General features: G+C 70.0%; 16 protein-coding genes. 2 read left to right on the top strand and 14 right to left on the bottom strand.

Going from position 1 to position 15,859, the window contains the following annotated elements:
• A partial coding sequence (locus tag ABZ896_RS30955; protein ID WP_360936315.1) for an FUSC family membrane protein occupies positions 1-750 on the bottom strand: 750 nt, incomplete at its 3' end.
• Between the two features lie 85 nt (positions 751-835).
• Positions 836-1,942, bottom strand: a complete 1,107-nt coding sequence (locus ABZ896_RS30950) for a hypothetical protein (RefSeq protein ID WP_360936319.1) — start codon at positions 1,940-1,942, stop codon at positions 836-838.
• A gap of 282 nt (positions 1,943-2,224) precedes the next feature.
• Between ABZ896_RS30950 and ABZ896_RS30945 the strand changes: the two genes are divergently transcribed.
• Positions 2,225-2,674, top strand: coding sequence for a DUF1931 family protein (locus ABZ896_RS30945; protein ID WP_360936313.1), 450 nt, complete (start codon positions 2,225-2,227; stop codon positions 2,672-2,674).
• Between the two features lie 19 nt (positions 2,675-2,693).
• Here ABZ896_RS30945 and ABZ896_RS30940 read toward each other — a convergent pair whose 3' ends face one another.
• The 11 genes from ABZ896_RS30940 to ABZ896_RS30890 all read right to left on the bottom strand — a co-directional run bounded on the left by ABZ896_RS30940 (position 2,694) and on the right by ABZ896_RS30890 (position 13,251).
• The gene (locus ABZ896_RS30940; RefSeq protein ID WP_360936311.1) at positions 2,694-3,086 is read right to left on the bottom strand and encodes a DUF2267 domain-containing protein; all 393 of its coding nucleotides are present in this window, start codon (positions 3,084-3,086) and stop codon (positions 2,694-2,696) included.
• 64 nt (positions 3,087-3,150) lie between these two features.
• Positions 3,151-3,648, bottom strand: coding sequence for an Hsp20/alpha crystallin family protein (locus tag ABZ896_RS30935; protein WP_360936309.1), 498 nt, complete (start codon positions 3,646-3,648; stop codon positions 3,151-3,153).
• Between the two features lie 64 nt (positions 3,649-3,712).
• Positions 3,713-5,494: an FAD-dependent oxidoreductase gene (locus ABZ896_RS30930; protein ID WP_360936307.1), complete on the bottom strand. Its 1,782-nt coding sequence runs from the start codon at positions 5,492-5,494 to the stop codon at positions 3,713-3,715.
• Positions 5,494-5,757, bottom strand: coding sequence for a UBP-type zinc finger domain-containing protein (locus ABZ896_RS30925; protein ID WP_059190752.1), 264 nt, complete (start codon positions 5,755-5,757; stop codon positions 5,494-5,496). The genes ABZ896_RS30930 and ABZ896_RS30925 overlap by 1 nt, the downstream gene beginning before the upstream one ends.
• A gap of 5 nt (positions 5,758-5,762) precedes the next feature.
• Positions 5,763-6,209 carry a thioredoxin gene (gene trxA, locus ABZ896_RS30920; protein WP_360936304.1) on the bottom strand — a complete coding sequence of 149 codons (447 nt, stop codon included), beginning with the start codon at positions 6,207-6,209 and terminating at the stop codon, positions 5,763-5,765.
• Positions 6,206-8,845, bottom strand: a complete 2,640-nt coding sequence (gene clpB / locus ABZ896_RS30915; RefSeq protein WP_360936302.1) for an ATP-dependent chaperone ClpB — start codon at positions 8,843-8,845, stop codon at positions 6,206-6,208. The genes trxA and clpB overlap by 4 nt, the downstream gene beginning before the upstream one ends.
• Positions 8,836-9,204 (bottom strand): chaperone modulator CbpM, encoded by a 369-nt coding sequence (locus ABZ896_RS30910; protein ID WP_360936300.1) that lies wholly within the window; start codon positions 9,202-9,204, stop codon positions 8,836-8,838. Before ABZ896_RS30910 ends, clpB begins: the two co-directional genes overlap by 10 nt.
• Positions 9,204-10,139 carry a J domain-containing protein gene (locus ABZ896_RS30905; protein ID WP_360936298.1) on the bottom strand — a complete coding sequence of 312 codons (936 nt, stop codon included), beginning with the start codon at positions 10,137-10,139 and terminating at the stop codon, positions 9,204-9,206. Before ABZ896_RS30905 ends, ABZ896_RS30910 begins: the two co-directional genes overlap by 1 nt.
• Positions 10,140-10,145: 6 nt before the next feature.
• Complete coding sequence (locus ABZ896_RS30900) at positions 10,146-10,730, bottom strand: nucleotide exchange factor GrpE (RefSeq protein ID WP_360936296.1); 585 nt, start codon at positions 10,728-10,730, stop codon at positions 10,146-10,148.
• 10 nt (positions 10,731-10,740) lie between these two features.
• Entirely contained in the window at positions 10,741-12,657 is a 1,917-nt protein-coding gene (gene dnaK, locus ABZ896_RS30895) for a molecular chaperone DnaK (RefSeq protein WP_360936294.1), read from the bottom strand.
• 66 nt (positions 12,658-12,723) lie between these two features.
• Positions 12,724-13,251, bottom strand: coding sequence for a general stress protein (locus tag ABZ896_RS30890; RefSeq protein WP_360936292.1), 528 nt, complete (start codon positions 13,249-13,251; stop codon positions 12,724-12,726).
• 252 nt (positions 13,252-13,503) lie between these two features.
• On the opposite strand from ABZ896_RS30890, the gene ABZ896_RS30885 reads away from it, so the two are divergent.
• Entirely contained in the window at positions 13,504-15,207 is a 1,704-nt protein-coding gene (locus ABZ896_RS30885; protein ID WP_360936290.1) for a helix-turn-helix domain-containing protein, read from the top strand.
• 263 nt (positions 15,208-15,470) lie between these two features.
• Here ABZ896_RS30885 and ABZ896_RS30880 read toward each other — a convergent pair whose 3' ends face one another.
• Entirely contained in the window at positions 15,471-15,851 is a 381-nt protein-coding gene (locus ABZ896_RS30880; RefSeq protein ID WP_360936317.1) for a hypothetical protein, read from the bottom strand.
• Positions 15,852-15,859: the final 8 nt, after the last annotated feature.

The raw sequence follows: 15,859 nt of genomic DNA, 5'->3' as shown, positions 1-15,859 counted from the left end.
GGCGCCGACGTTCGGGTCGGCGAGCGCGGCGACGACCGGCCGAATGCGCTCGGCGAGGCCCCGGGGGCCGTGGAGGACGGGCGGACGGGTGCGGGCCTGTGATGGGGTCACGGCGGCCGCGTCCCGGGCCGTCATCAGCGGCTCCGGGTCGAACGGGGCGGTCGGGTCGTGCCTCAGCCGGCGGGCGTGGTCCGCAACGGCGGCCAGGGCGTCGGCGAGCGCGTCACGATGAGCCCCCCAGCGGCGGATCGGGAACAGCAGGATCAGCACGGCCTGCGCCACGCCCCCGAGCGCGATGATCCCGGCGTGCTCCAGGGCTCGCCCGACGCTCGTGGGCAGGGTGATGGTCACCAGCATGCTGCCGACTGTCGTCGCTGCGACGATCCCAGCGGTCGATCCGACGGCCCACGCCATGCCCGCGGCAAAGGCCCACACGGCCAGCAGCGGGAGGAACGTCACGAGTCGCCCTGCCGCCAGGTAGCCCACGAAGGTGCTGAGCGCCAGACCCGCGCCCGCGCCGAGCGCGATCACCTTGCGTGGACGCCAGGTGCGCTGGAAGGTGGCCCCACCCGCGGAGTAGGCGCCGAGGGCGGCGGACGCGGCGTACGCAGGGGAGACCAGCCACAGCGTCGGCCCGATGACGATCGCCACGCCGGCGGCCGTGCGCAGCGCGAGCAGAGGCTCCAGCCGCGTCTCCTCGATCGTGAGCCCGGATCGCACGACCTCTCGGAAGGCCCTCAGCCACGTCACGGGTGCGAGCCTGGCCGGAACGCTCTGCCTGGTCGCGTCGGCAGAGCCGCCACCTCCTGACGGCACCGCGCCCGGGTTCGTCGGTTCACTTCGAGGACTGGTCATCTTGGTCGCCCAGGAGGGCGAGGCGACGTTCCTGTTCGCGCTTGGAATAGGCGGCCGCCCGGATCGCCTCGTCGCTCTCCAGGCCTGATCCCAGCGCGCCGCCCACGGTGGCGACCGAAGCGACGAACCAGGCCAAGGTCCAGTACTCCTCGGCGTGCAGTGGGTTTCGTGTCACGGAGGCGAAGAGCCGGTCGTTGAGGATGAACAGCGCCCACACCCAGTTGATGACCAGCAAACCCACGTAGCAGACGAGCACCCCGATACCCACGGTCATGACCGTCGAGGCGTTGTAGAGCCGTGCGCGCTGCCTCGCCTCCGGTGAGCTCTCCGGCGAGCGATGCCACAGCTCCGCGTCCACGATCAGCCAGCCGATCATGATCGCGACAGACCCGACCGTGGCGATCACGAGGCGTGGGGTGCTCTGGGACGCGGCCAGGCTCCAGACGGTGGAGTTCACGGTGGCGACTGCTCCCGTGGCGAGTGCGGCCGCCAGGGCTTTCGACAAACCCGGCACCAACCGCCACGGCCGGTTGGCGCGGACCATCCCGACGAGCACCCGCAGATAACCGCGCGGTCCGCTGACGACGTACCGAAAATCGTCGGTCTCCTTCTCACCGACTGTGCCCGAGGGCCCTGCAAGCGGTCGGCTTCGCGGAGGTTCTTCAGCCCCGGTGGTGTGCGGACCCGTCAAGCCCAGTACGGCTTCCACGACGGCCCGCAGGGCCCTCGACTGCAGCCGCAGGCCCCCCAGCGAAGGAAGAGAGAGCAGCGCCAAGCCGTGTTCGCGATTCAGATTCACAGCGAGCCTGCGCCCGTGTGAGTGCAGCGGAAGATCGGTGAGGGCAACGACGATGTCCCAGTTCTCCGCACGCCCACGGTCCATGATCCGGCGCATCAAGATGGGCGGGTCCTCCGTCCCCGAGGTGAAGGGCTCACTGACCACCTCGACGTCGAACCGTCGCCCTTGGCCCGACTTGTTGGCGAGCCGAGCAGGAAGTGTCTCGGCCATGCGCTGCGCGATCTCCGTCGGCGCGTCCGGATCTGCCAGGAGAGCCACGACCGTAACGCCCTCGGACGACACCCGCATGACTGGGCCCTTCTCGTTGGCTGCCCCTCGATCGCAAGTGCCCAGAGGTGCCGCCGAGGTAACGTGCACAGCCGCTCCGACCCAGCTTGGCCCGCACTCGCACGCCGCGCCACCTGCCCCCCCGCTTCGGAGACCCGGCAAGGGCCTGCCCTGGCAGGGCAATACGCGAAAGCCAATTGGGCCCGACATGCGCATGCGGTCGCGCGCCTCCGTCGGCCAGGCTGACGGGGAATCCCAGAGAGCCGGGAGCCACCCAGGCGCCCGCAGACGGAGGTTGCCGTCATGACCGTGATGTCCATCGCCAGGTTCGAAAAGTTCTTCCGAGCGGCCGCCGGGCTGGACGTCGACAAGAACGACCTCAAGCGCTACAGCGACTTCGTCGACGCCAAGCTCTACGACCTGCTGACCGTCGCCCAGGCCACGGCCAAGGCCAATGGGCGCGACATCATCCGGACCTCTGACCTGCCGATCACGAAAGGCCTGCAGGAGAGCATTCACCACTTCCGGAAGATCGACCAGGAAGTGGAGCTCAAGCCGATCCTGGAACAGCTCGCCGCCCACCCCGCTCTGGACCGCGCACCCGACGACGAGACCGAGGCGGCCTATCCGGACATCGTCGGCGGACTCAGCCTGGCCCTCGCCCAGAGCTTCAAGATCCTCCACCCCGACCTGAAGAACCCCCGGACCCAGCACTGGGACGAGGCCCGAGCCGTCTTCGACCTCCTGCTGTGAGTGACACCGCTTCACAGGGTCAGTCCGCGAGGTCGGCCTTGCCGAACAGGAGCGCGTAACCGGAGGGGAGTTGGCTGATGATCTGGTTCAGCTCTCCGCCGGTGACAGCGTCGGCGACGGTGGTCAGGACAGCGGAGGCGTCCCACTGCGCCGTGCGCGGCCGGGCACCGGTGCGCACGGCGACCCGGCGGTAGAACTCTTCGATTCCGAAGCTCCGTGCCTGTTGGGGTATAGCGTCGTGCAGAACTTGTCCCAGCGGATCGGGCAGCTGCGACGCGAGGTCCTTGACCTCTCCCGGGCTGATGCGCTGGGCCAGGACTTGCAGCACGGAGTTGGAGACGTCCGCTGCCTCTTCCTGGTTGTTGTACTCGCCTCGTTCGCGCACCCGGGCGAGGAATCCGTCGTATTTCATCGCTGCCTCCCTCAGGCCCCGCCGTGGGGCCGAACGGTGTGTCCGGCCCCACGGCGTTCGCGACTCAGCCGCTGCTCTCGGTGCTTTCGCTCGTCTCGCTGATCTCGATGTGCCGGGGCCTTGCGACCTCGGCCTTGGGAACGGTGATGTCGAGCATCCCGTCCGAGATCTGCGCATTGATCTTTTCGGTGTCGAGCTCTCCGGGCAGCCGCAACCGGTACTCGAAGGACCCGGTGCGGCGGGTGCTCCGGCGCAGGACGCCTTTGCGTTCCTTCTTCTTGATGTCTCCGGTGACCACCAGCTCCTGACCGTTCGCTTCGACGTTGATGTCCTTCTTCTTGACGCCGGGAAGTTCGATCTCGATATGGAAGGCGTCGTCGGACTCCGTGACATCCGCAAGGGGCGTCCACGCGACTGCGGTCGCCGCGCCTCCCACCGTGGATTCCATCAGCCCGCTCATCTCGCTGAGCAGTTGATCGAACTCCGTCAGTGGATTGCGCGCCCAGCCGACGGGCCTGTCCTGCAGTGCGCCACCGCGGTGACGCCGGACGGGCGTGGCCATGGCCATCGCCTCCTTCTTTCTTCTCGTGATGACCTGTTCACGTGATGTCGTGGCTCGCTGGGTGTCATGCGAGCCAGGCGGACTCCTTCGGACGGGTGTGCGGGGAGCTGTCGGTGCCGCCGGGTGCGGCCGTGTGGCCCAGGGAGCGGTGCACGAAGTGGATGCTCATCGCGCCTTCGCCGACCGCGGAGGCCACGCGCTTCACCGAGCCGCTGCGCAGATCGCCGGCGGCGAAGACGCCGGGCAGGCTGGTCTCCAGCGTCAGGCAGTCGCGGCCCTGGCTCTGCCACACTTCGGGAACGGAACAGGCCTGCGCCTCCGCCCCGGTGAGCACGAAGCCGCGCGCGTCGAGAGCGAGCACGCCGGACAGCCAATCGGTGTGCGGATCGGCGCCGGTGAAGACGAACAGGGCCCGCACCTGGAGGTCGCGGTGCTCGCCCGTACGGTGGTCGACCACGGTGACCCCCTCGAGCGTCTTGTCGCCGTGTGCCTCGGTCACCTCGGTGTGCAGCAGCACCTGCACTCGGGGGTGGCGCTCGATCTGATCGATCAGGTAGCGGGACATGTGCGCTTCGAGGCTCGGCCCGCGGACGAGCAGATACACCTGCGGTGCGTATCCGGCCAGGAAGAGCACGGCTTGACCCGCGGAGTTGCCGCCACCGACCACCGCCACCGGGTCGGCCTGGCACTGCTGGGCCTCGTAAAGGGTCGCCGAGTAGTGGACACTCGTGCCCTCCAGCGGCTCGATGCCGGGCACACGGAGGCGGCGGTAGCGGGCGCCGGTGGCCAGCACGACGGTACGGGCGGTGACCTCGCTTCCGTCGGCGAACTCGACGGCGTAGTGGTCGTCCCGCCGTTCGAGCCGCGCCGCTTCCGCCGGGACGCTGATCCGGGCGCCGAATTTTTCTGCCTGGAGCACGGCTCGCTCGGTGAGTTCGGCGCCGGAGATGCCTGAAGGGAAGCCGAGCAGATTCTCGATGCGGGACGACGTCCCGGCCTGGCCGCCGGTGGCCAGCGACTCGACCACGGTCGTGCCGAGGCCCTCCGAGGCGGCGTTCACCGCGGCGGCGAGACCGGCCGGACCGGAGCCGACGATGAGGAGATCGCCGCGGTCGTTGCCCGACTCCAAGGACGGCAGGCCGATGAAACGGGCCAGTTCGGCGTTGCTCGGATTGCGCAGCAGGGTCGTGTCACGCCAGATGACGAGTGGTGTCTGCTCCGGGCCGATGCCGAAGCGCCGCAGCAGCGCCTCGGCCTCCTCGTCCGTCTCCAGATCGATCCAGCGGTGCGGCAGCCGGTTGCGGGCGGCGAACTCGCGCAGCCGCCGCGTGTCAGGCGAGTAGCGCGAGCCGATGATGCGGAAACCGGCCCCCTGCCCCACGAGCAGAGCCCGGCGGCCCAGGCAGGCGCGCAGCACCAGATCACCCAGGGCCGAGTCCCGGGTCACCAGGTGACGCAGCTGGTCCATGGACAGGGCGAGGATCTCGCCGGGTTCCCTGACCACGGCGGTGTAGAAGGCCACCTGTCCGTTCAGGAGGCCGAGTTCGCCGATGAAGCGGCCCGGGCCGTGCACACGCAGCAGGTGCTCATCGGGAGTGCCGTAGCCCTCGACGATGGCGACCGAGCCGCTGAGGACGACGTAGAAGGTCTCGCACCGCTCGCCCTCCCGGATCAGCACCTCACCGGTGTCGGTCGCGCGCCGTCGGCCATGCTCCGCCAAGCGGGCCGTCTGGTCATCCGACAAGCGGGGATAGGCGCCGTAGAGGTCCGGAGTCTCGACGGGGACGCTCTGCTCCGTCTCGTCCGGCACAGGCGCTGCGCCGGGCCGCTTCTCGTCGCCGGGCATCACACGAACGCCTCATGGACGAAGCACCAGCGCCAGTCCTCGCCGGGCTCCAGCGACGCCACGATCGGATGGCCGTCGGCGGCGGCGTGCAGGCGGGCGTGCCGGTTCGGCGAGGAATCGCAGCAGCCGACGTGGCCGCAGGTCAGGCAGAGCCTGAGGTGGACCCAGGGGGAGCCGAGCAGCAGGCACTCCTGACAGCCTTCTGAGGTCTGCGGCTGGACCGGCCGGACAAGCGCGAGGTGGGGGTCTGCGTGCAGGGTCATCCGGATCACCCTTTCCGGGCAGTGATCGACTCTTCCACCCACTGGCGCAGCACGGGGGCGGGCGCCGCCCCCGCCTGCCGGGCGACGGTCACGCCGTGGTCGAGGACCAGCAGCGTCGGTACCGCCTGGACCTCGAACCGCTGCGCGAGGCGCGGGTTCTTGTCTATGTCGACCTTGACCAGTTTGATCTTTCCCGCGAGGTCGGTGGCGACCTTCTCCAGCGCGGGGCTCACCATGCGGCAGGGGCCGCACCAGGTGGCCCACAGGTCGACGACGACGGGCACGCCGGCCTGCTCCACGACCTCGGCGAAGTCGTCGTCGCCGGCATCGGCCATCCAGGGCAGCGGTTGCTTGCAGTTGCCGCACCGGGGGCGGCCCTCGGCTACCGCCGGCACCCGGTTGGTGCGCCCGCAGTGTGGACAGGTGACGTTGGTGGCTTGCAGGGTGCTCATGCCGCCCTCGCCTCCTTCACGTCCTCGGGCTGGTCGTAGGTGACCACCAGCTCTCCGTGCTCGGCGTCCACGCGGACCGTCGCGCCGTCCTGGACGTCGCCGCGCAGCAGGGCGCGCCCGACCAGGGTCTCGACCTCGTGGGAGATGTAGCGCCGCAGCGGCCGGGCCCCGTACACCGGGTCGTAGCCCTGGTGGGCGATCAACTCGCGCGCGGCGTCGGTGAGTTCGACGGAGATACGGCGTTCGGCGAGTCGCCGGCGCAGCTCCTCGAACTGCAGCTCCACGATCCGCTCGATCTGCCGCTCACCGAGCGGCTTGAACAGCACGATGTCGTCGACGCGGTTGAGGAACTCCGGGCGGAAGTGCCCGCGCAGCTCGCCCATCACCAGGGCGCGGGCGTCCGGCTTGATGTCGCCGTCGGCGGTGGCGCCGTCGAGGAGGTGCTCGGAGCCGATGTTGGACGTCATGATGATCACGGTGTTGCGGAAGTCGACGGTGCGGCCCTGGGAGTCGGTGATGCGGCCGTCGTCGAGGACCTGCAGCAGGGTGTTGAAGACGTCGGTGTGCGCCTTCTCGATCTCGTCGAACAGGACGACCGAGTACGGCTTGCGGCGTACGGCCTCGGTGAGCTGGCCGCCCTCCTCGTAGCCGACGTATCCGGGCGGGGCCCCCATGAGCCGGCTGACGGTGTGCCGCTCCTGGTACTCGCTCATGTCGAGACGGACCATGTTCTCCTCGGAGTCGAACAGGGCCCGGGCGAGGGTCTTGGCCAGCTCGGTCTTTCCGACGCCGGTGGGGCCGAGGAAGATGAACGAGCCGATGGGGCGGCGCGGGTCGCGGATGCCGGAGCGGGCCCGGATGATGGCGTCGGCGACGAGCTTGACGGCATCGTCCTGGCCGATCACGCGCTCGCGCAGGATCTCGTCCAGGCGCAGCAGCTTCTCGCGTTCGCCCTCCTGGAGGCGGGCGACGGGGATGCCGGTCCAGGCCGCGACGATCTCGGCGATCTCCTCCTCGGTGACGACCTCGCGCAGCAGCCGGTTCTGTCCTTGTTTGGCGGCCAGTTGCTCCTCCTCCGCGGCGAGCCGGCGCTCCAGGTCCTGGATGCGGCCGTAACGCAGTTCGGCGGCGCGGTTGAGGTCGTAGGCGCGTTCGGCCTCCTCCGCCTCGTGGCGGACCTGCTCCAGTTCCTGGCGCAGCTCCTGCACCCGGCGGATCGCCTGCCGTTCCGCCTCCCACTGCGCATGCTTGGCGTCGGCCTCGCCACGCAGGTCGGCCAGCTCCCTGCGCAGCTCCTCCAGACGTGCCTTGCTCGCGGGATCGGTCTCCTTGGACAGGGCCGCCTCCTCGATCTCCAGGCGGGTCACCCGCCGGGTGATCTCGTCGAGTTCGGCGGGCATGGAGTCGATCTCGGTACGCAGCCGGGCGCACGCCTCGTCGACGAGGTCGATGGCCTTGTCGGGCAGGAAACGGTCGGTGATGTAGCGGTGGGAGAGGGTCGCCGCCGCGACCAGCGAGGTGTCCTGGATCTTGACGCCGTGGAAGACCTCCAGGCGTTCGCGCAGCCCGCGCAGGATGGAGATGGTGTCCTCCACGCTGGGTTCGTCGACCAGGACCTGCTGGAAGCGGCGTTCGAGCGCGGCGTCCTTCTCGATGTGGCTGCGGTACTCGTCCAGGGTGGTCGCGCCGATCATGTGGAGTTCGCCGCGGGCCAGCATGGGCTTGAGCATGTTGCCCGCGTCCATGGCCCCTTCGGCGGCGCCCGCGCCGACGACGGTGTGCAGTTCGTCGACGAAGAGCAGGATGCGGCCCTGGGCTGCCTTCACCTCGCTCAGTACGGCCTTGAGGCGCTCCTCGAACTCACCGCGGTACTTGGCGCCGGCGACCAGGGAGCCCATGTCGAGGGCGAACACGACCTTGTCGCGGAGTCCTTCCGGCACGTCGCCGCGGACGATGCGCTGGGCAAGGCCCTCCACGATGGCGGTCTTGCCGACGCCGGGATCGCCGATCAGGACGGGGTTGTTCTTGGACTTGCGGCTGAGGATCTGGGTGACCCGGCGGATCTCGGCGTCCCGGCCGATGACCGGGTCCAGCCGCCCGGACCGAGCCTCCAGGACCAGGTCGCGGCCGTACTTCTCCAGGGCCTCGTAGGCCACCTCGGGATTGGCCGAGGTCACCCGCTGGTTGCCGCGGACCTTGGTGAGCGCGCTCAGGAACGCGTCCCGGGTCGCTCCGTGCTCCTTCAGCAGCCGCCCCGCGGAGGTCGCCGAGCCCTCCTCGGCCAGCGCCAGCAGCAGGTGCTCCACGGACACGTACTCGTCCTTGAGGCGTTTGGCCTCCCGCTCGGCCGCGTCCAGCAGCCGGGCCAGGCGCTGGGTGACGTAGACCTGGCCCGGCGCCGCGCCCGGGCCGGTCACCTTGGGCCGGCGGGAGAGGTCCTCGCGTACGGCCGCGCGCAACGCCTCGGGGTCGGTGCCCGCCTGCTGCAGCAGCCGCGGGATCAGGCCCTCCTCCTGGTCGAGGAGGGCGAGCAGCAGATGTTCGCCGTCGACCTCGGTGTGGCCCAGGCGGCCGGCGGCGCTCTGGGCCTCCTGCAGGGCTTCCTGTGACTTCTGGGTGAGGCGGTTCATGTCCATGGGGGTAGATCACTCCTCACGCCTGCCTGCCGCAGTGCGGCTTCGAGCAGGCTGATGCGGTCGAGCAGGTCGAGCACCAGACCGAGGGACGCGTAGTTCAGGCACAGCCCGGTGCGCAACCGCTGGACGCGGGCCAGGGCGGCCGGGGCCGTCGGGGCGAACACCAGCCGTTCGGAAGCGTCACGGCCGGCGTCCACCAGTCCGAGGGCGACGAACCGGCGGATCAGGTCGGGATGCAGGCCAGTGCGGCGGGCGACGGTCTCCAGGGACAGCACGGGCACGGGCACGATCGCGTACTGCACGCCCACCTCGTGCGTGCCTGCGGGGGAGGGGCGGGCCTTGGCCGGTCGGTCGGTCATCAGGTCCTCCTGGGGTCGAACGAGGAGACGGCGGCAAGTTCCTCCAGCAGCTCGCGCTCCCGGTCGCTCAGCCGGGGCGGCACCATGATCCGCAGCTCCGCATACAGGTCTCCGTTCGCGCCGCGCGGGTTCGGCATGCCCTCGCCGCGCAGCCGCAGGCGCCGTCCGCTGGACGATCCGGCGGGCACGGTCACCTTCGCCGTGGCACCGCTCGGCGTGCGCACCGGTACGGTCGCGCCCAGCGCCGCCTCCCACGGGGTGACCGGAAGCCTCACGTGGACGTCCCGGCCGTCGAGGCGGAACTCGGGGTGCGGCTGGATCCGCACCCTCAGGAACAGGTCGCCGGCGGGAGCGTCCTCGCCGCTCCCGCGCCCGCCCTCGCCGGCCAGCCGGATGCGCTGCCCGTCGGTGGTGCCGGGCGGCACGTCGACCTGGTAGCTCCGCTGCCCGGTCGGCCCGGCGAGGGTGACCGTACGGCGGCCGCCCCGGTAGGCCTCCTCGACGGTGAGCGGCAGTTCGGCCTCCTGGTCGGCGCCGGGCACGCGCATCCGCCCGGCGCCGCCGAACAGCGAGCCGAACAGATCCTCGACGTCGACCCCTTCGCCGTCGAAACCCGGCGTGGAGTAGCGCACCCGGGGACCGCCGCCGGTGGACCACCGGAATCCGCCCCCCGCTCCGGCACCGGCGCCGACCCGTTCCTCCCAGTCCTCCGGGACCTTCCGGAAGTCCTCGCCGAAGCGGTCGTAGCGCTTTCGCTGCTCGGGATCGGACAGGACGCTGAAAGCCTCGTTGATCTCCTTGAACCGCTCCTCCGCCTCGGGGTCCTTGTTGACGTCGGGGTGGTATTTGCGGGCCAGGGTGCGGTAGGCCCGCTGGATCTCGTCCCGGTCGGCGCTGCGCGGAACACCGAGCACTTCGTACAGGTCGCGTGCCATGGCCGCTCACTCCCGCTTGGCGACGGTCACGGCGGCGGGCCGCAGCTGCCGTTCCGCGTCCCCGTAGCCGGGTCGCAGGACCTGGACCACGGTGTTCGGATCGGCGTCGGGTTCCTGGACCACGCCGACCACCTCGTGCCGGGCCGGGTCGAACGGCACGCCGGTCTCGGCATGGCGCGGGTAGCCCAGTCGCTCCAGGACGTTCACGGCTTGGTCCCGCACGGCCCGGACACCTTCGACGATCGCGCCGGGGTCGGCTGCCGCGTGACTCAGGGCGAGTTCCAGGTTGTCGATGACGGGCAGGAAGGCCGCTGCCGTACGGGCGCGCTCGGCCGCGGCCTGTCCCTTCAGCTCCCTGGTATGGCGTTTGCGCAGGTTGTCGAGGTCGGCCAGGGCGCGGCGCCAGCCGTCCTCGGCCTCGCGCAGTGCGGCCGCGGACGCGTCGTCGGGTGCGGCGGTGCCGGTTGCGGCGTCGGGCCCCGGCTCGGCCTGCTCGGCCGGCGGTCCGGGCTGCGGAAGATCCCCGCGCGGCGGCTGTACGGCGCCTTCCGGTGGCGGATCGGGCTCTGGGCCCCGGGGTGCGATGGGCATGGTGAGTACCTCAGCCCTTGTCGAACTCGGCGTCGATCACGTCGTCGTCGGCCCCGGCGTCGCCCGGCGCGGCTCCGCCAGGACCGGATCCGTCCGGTGAGCCGGTGCCCGCCGGACCGCCCGCGGCGGCTCCCGCCTGGTGGGCCGCGAGCGCCGCGAAGACCTGCTGGAGCTCGGACGTCAGTGGCCGGGCCTTGTCCGCCCCGACCTCGCTCTTGACCGCCTCGCGGGCCTCGGACACCAGCATCTCGGCACGGGCCTTCTCGTGTGCGGGCGCGGCGTCGCCGAGCTCGCCGAGGCGCTTCTCGACCTGGTAGGCGATGGCGTCCAGTTCGTTACGGGCGTCGACCGCCTCGCGCAGGGCCTTGTCCTCGCCCTGGTTGCGCTCGGCCTCCTGGACCATCCGCTCGACCTCGGTGCGGTCGAGGTTGGAGCTCTCGCTGATGGTGATGCCCTGCTCCTTGCCGGTGTCCTTGTCCCGCGCGGTGACATTGAGGATGCCGTTGGCGTCGATGTCGAAGATGACCTCGATCTGCGGCTCACCGCGCGGCGCCGGGCGGATGTCGGTGAGCTGGAAGCGCCCCAGGACCCGGTTGTCGGCGGCCCTCTCCCGTTCACCCTGAAGCACGACCACGTCGACCGCGGGCTGGTTGTCCTCGGCGGTGGAGAAGGTCTCGGAGCGGCGCACCGGGATGGTGGTGTTCCGCTCGATGATCTTCGTCATCACGCCACCGCGTGTCTCCACGCCCAGCGACAGCGGAGTGACATCGAGCAGCAGGACGTCCTTGACCTCGCCCTTGAGGACCCCGGCCTGGATCGCGGCTCCCATTGCCACGACCTCGTCGGGGTTGACGCTCATGTTGGGGTCCTTGCCGCCGGTCAGCCTCCGCACCAGGGCCTGGACGGCCGGGATGCGGGTGGAGCCGCCCACGAGGATGACCTCGTCGATGTCCCTGTCACTGACCTTGGCGTCGTCCATGGCCTGCCGCACCGGGCCCAGGCAGCGCTCCACCAGGTCGCCGGTGATCTGTTCGAACGTGGACCGCATGATCGTCGTGGTCAGATGCTTGGGCCCAGAGGCGTCGGCGGTGATGAACGGCAGGCTGACCTGTGTCTGGGTCACCGAGCTGAGCTCGGTCTTGGCCTTCTCGGCGGCCTCGAAGAGTCGTTGCAGGGCCTGCGGGTCCTTGCGCAGGTCGATGCCGTTCTCCTTCTGGAAGCCGTCGGCGAGCTGGTCGACCAGCCGGCGGTCGAAGTCGTCGCCGCCCAGATGGCTGTCGCCCGCCGTGGACCGTACCTCCACCACGCCGTCGCCGACGTCGAGGATGCTGACGTCGAAGGTGCCGCCGCCCAGGTCGAACACGAGGACCGTCTCGTGCTCCTTCTTGTCCATGCCGTAGGCGAGGGCGGCCGCGGTCGGCTCGTTGATGATGCGCAGCACCTCCAGGCCGGCGATCCGTCCGGCGTCCTTGCTGGCGGTGCGCTGGGCGTCGTTGAAGTAGGCGGGCACCGTGATGACCGCTTCCGTGACCCGCTCTCCCAGCTGCTTGGAGGCGTCGTCGGCGAGCTTGCGCAGCACCTGCGCGCTGATCTCCTCCGGCGCGTAGAGCTTGTCGCGCACCTTGAAGCGGGCCGCGCCCCCGTCTCCCTCGACCACGTCGTACGCGACGGCCTTGGCCTCTTCGGAGATCTCGTCGAAGTGCCGGCCTATGAACCGCTTGGCCGAGTAGATGGTGCCCTTGGGGTTGAGGATCGCCTGCCGCCGGGCCAGCTGGCCCACCAGGCGCTCTCCGGTATCGGTGAAGGCCACCACGGACGGCGTCGTGCGGTTGCCTTCGCTGTTGGGGACGACGGTCGGCTCGCCGCCCTCCCAGACGGCGATCACCGAGTTCGTGGTGCCCAGGTCGATGCCTACTGCCTTGGCCATGAGGAATTCCTTCCGCGAGGGGCGGCCCCGCTCGCGTCGGAGTCGCGCCCGGTCTTCCGCACTCGCTCAGGTGACGGTGGGGCCGCCCGGCGGGCGGCTGCTCTTCCAGGCGCCGCTGCTTGTGCCGGCGCCGGTCCAGCTGGGAAACTCGGCCAGCATCTGCACCGCCTCGTCGGCAACCGCTTCGTCGGCGACGACGTCGTACCGGCTGGGCTGCATGAAGCTCACCGAGGCGAAGTCCCGGCGGCCGCGCTGGGCCGTGTGCACCAGCAGACCGAGCAGAGCGCCGACGAGTGCCCCGAAAACCAGGCCGTACAGGGCAAGGAGCAGTCCCGACACGACCGGGTTCAGCCAGTCCAGCAGCCCGAAGATCCACCCGATCAGTGCGCCGGGCAGGGCGCCGCTCGCCGCACCCTGCAGGGCGGCCCCGCCATATCCCAGGCGGCCGGCCACCTGCTCGACCAATCGCACATCCTGCCCGATGATGGCCACCCTCTCGACGGGAAAGCCCTGATCGGACAGGTGATCGACGGCGCGTTCCGCCTCCTGGTAGGTCGTGTAGGAAGCGATGGTCCTGCGGACCTGCTCGTTCATCAGCCAGTCCTTCCTGCCACAGCCACCGGTGCGCCCCGGCGATCCCTGACAGGCCCAGAGTTGCAAGAGAGCAGCGCGCTCCGCCTACACCCGACAGGTCAGAAATCGACGCGGTCGGTCGGTCCACGAGAACAAGGCCAAATCCCGACAAGCCGGATGACCTTGCCTAGGTTGGGTACGCGGGACTCGCACCGGCGTGGATCCCACGACTCGCTCGATCGCCTCCGATGACCGGAGGAGAACGGAGTGTCCATGGCCTCCCATCCGTCACGGACGCTTTCCCCTCACGTCTCCGACCGTCCGCTCGCGGCGCTGGACCCACACGGGCTGCTGGTGCTGTCCCACGCCCTGCTCAACTGCGCGGAGCAGAATGAGATCGTGCGGTTGGCCATGCAGCACGTCAGTGCCCTTGGTCCCTACCACGCCGAGGCCGCATACCTCGCGACGGACGACGGTTTCTCCCACGCCCCCGGACACGGCGTGGGAGCACCCACGGTCGACGACACCGGGATGAAGGAGTTGGGCGAGGCTGACGGTTCCGTATCCATTCCAGGGCGGTCCTGGACCTGGGCATTCGGCCTGCGCGAGGCCGGCGGTCTGCTCGGCTACCTCGTGGTCTCCTCACACTCCGAGCCCGATGAGCAGGGACACTTCCTCCTCTCGACCCTCGTGGAACTCACATCGGCGGCCCTGTCACTGACAGTCCCGCACGACGCCACCAGTGCCGGCGAACTCAGCCGCCTGCGCACTGAACGGGACACCGCACTGCGGAAGCTGGACACAGTGCGCTCCGAGCTGCACCGGCAAAAGGCCGTGCACGAGGCTCTCGCCCGTGTCGCTGCCCGGGGCGGCGGCGAGGACGCCATCACCCAAGCGCTGCACGAGCTCACCGGGCTGTCGGCGCTCATCGAGGACCGGTTCGGCAACCTGAAGTCCTGGGCCGGTCCCGACCGGCCAGACCCCTACCCGGTACGGTCCACGACCTCCCAGGAAGAGATGCTGGGCCAGGTCGCGCGCAAGGAGGGCCCGGTCAGAGTCAAGGACCGGCTGATCGCCCTGGCCCGGCCACGCGGCGACGTCCTCGGTGTACTCGCCGTCGAGGACCCCGAGGCGACAGCCGACGAGCACACCGTGTTCGCTTTGGATCACGCCCAGCGGGCGCTTGCCCAGGAGCTCGTACATATGCGCGAACTCGCCGAGGTGGAACTGCGGCTGCGTCGCCAGCTGATCGACGACTTGCTGGAGGGCACTGACGAGACGAGCGCCTATGCCCGGGCTGAAGCCGTCGGCCACGACCTGCAACGTACTCACTACGTGATCGTGGTGCACTGGCCGGGCAACGCCGCGGCCAGCTCCTTCACCCGTGCCGTCGAGCAAGCGACGGCTACCACGGCGACCCGGCCGCTGATCACCCGTCGCGGCGACCGGATGGTGCTGTTGACCGAAGCGAGGCCTGACGACGATGCCGTGTACGCGGCGTTGGCCCGTGAGCTGGGGACGCCCGGCGGAGCGATCGGGGTGAGCACCCGCTGCGACTCCCCAGACGGGGTTCCTCGCTGTTACAAGGAGGCATTGCGGGCTCTGGAGGTGCGGCAGAACTCCCTCCAGCGCAGCGGGACGACGTTCTTCGACGAGCTCGGGCTGTACCGGATCCTGGGGCCCGGAAACGATCTCCGGGAGCTCGAAGGCTTCGTGCGAGAGTGGCTCGGCCAGCTGATCGACTACGACGCGGGGCACGACACCGAGTTGGTGGAGACGCTCTCGCGCTACTTCGACTGCGGAGGCAACTACGACGATGCGGCCGCCATGCTGACAGTCCACCGCAGCACCCTGCGCTACCGGCTGCAGCGCATCCGTGAGATCAGCGACCGCGACCTGGCGGATGTGGACACTCGGCTCAATCTGCAGGTGGCAACGCGCGTCTGGAAGATCATCCTGGGCGGGCGGGAGCGCTGACCGCGGAGACCCGGGGTGGGCGCAGCGGGTCGGTCTGGCTGCAGTAGCCCGCCGACACACGTCTTGGAACGCTACCCAGGCATTCGCGGCCTTCCGCCGACATAGCCCTGCCCACGTGGGCTGACGGGATGGGAACGGCGCCACTGAGAGCCGGGCCAGTAGGAGCGGTAGCGGTGTGGTACCGGCCGGTCACGACCTTCTCGCACTTCTCCTATGAATGTGACGAGGCGGCGCGACGAGGCGGGCGGAAGGCGGCATGCGCTTCACAGGCCGCGGAGAAGGGCTCGGGTCTCGTGGTCGATCTGCTGGGCCTCTCCGGTGGGTACGACCACGACCGGTATTTCCGCCCCTGACCCGCTCACGATTGCCGGACGGCTCGCGTCGTGGGGCGTGCGCAGGCCGCCGGTCAGGCGGAGGGCGGTGAGCCGGGTACATACCTCTTCGCGGACCTCGGGCTGGTCTTCGCCGATCTCCCCGGTGAAGACCAGGGCGTCGAGCCGGTCGAGGGACGCGGCCATCGCAGCGATGCCGCGGCGGCAGTGATGAGTGAAGACGTCCAGGGCGAGAGTGGCGCGCTCGTCGCCCGCCGCCCGGCTGCGGACGAGGTCGCGGGTGTCGTCGGAGGTGTCCGAGAGGCCGAGCAGAGAGGGAG

This window comes from Streptomyces sp. NPDC047072 (assembly GCF_040643855.1).
Taxonomy (GTDB): domain Bacteria; phylum Actinomycetota; class Actinomycetes; order Streptomycetales; family Streptomycetaceae; genus Streptomyces.
The sequence above is the reverse complement of the archived record's forward strand: the minus strand, read 5'-3'. Positions and strand labels throughout refer to the sequence as shown.